Annotated in this window: 1 protein-coding gene; it reads left to right on the forward strand. The window is 51.8% G+C overall.

Features of this window, described 5'->3' with window-relative positions:
- Window positions 1-27 precede the first annotated feature (27 nt).
- The coding region (locus QP415_RS12185) for a GIY-YIG nuclease family protein (RefSeq protein WP_285100250.1) at window positions 28-257 on the forward strand (230 nt) is incomplete at its 3' end.

Here is a 257-nt window from a genome sequence, read left to right on the forward strand (position 1 = left end):
CGCAAGGCTAATATTCGCGCCGGGTACGTGTACGTTATTTCTAATATCGGCTCTTTTGGGGAGCGGATGGTAAAGATAGGCATGACTCGCAGGCTGCGCCCCATTGAGAGGGTGCAGGAGCTATCAGACGCGTCGGTGCCATACAATTTCGACATTCATGCCCTCTTCTTCTCTGAAGATGCAGTTGGGGTGGAAACCGAACTGCATCATAAGTTTGCTGATCGGCGTGTAAACCTTGTGAACAAGCGGCGCGAGTT

Source organism: Pauljensenia sp. UMB3104, from assembly GCF_030217285.1.
In the GTDB taxonomy this organism is placed as follows: domain Bacteria; phylum Actinomycetota; class Actinomycetes; order Actinomycetales; family Actinomycetaceae; genus Pauljensenia.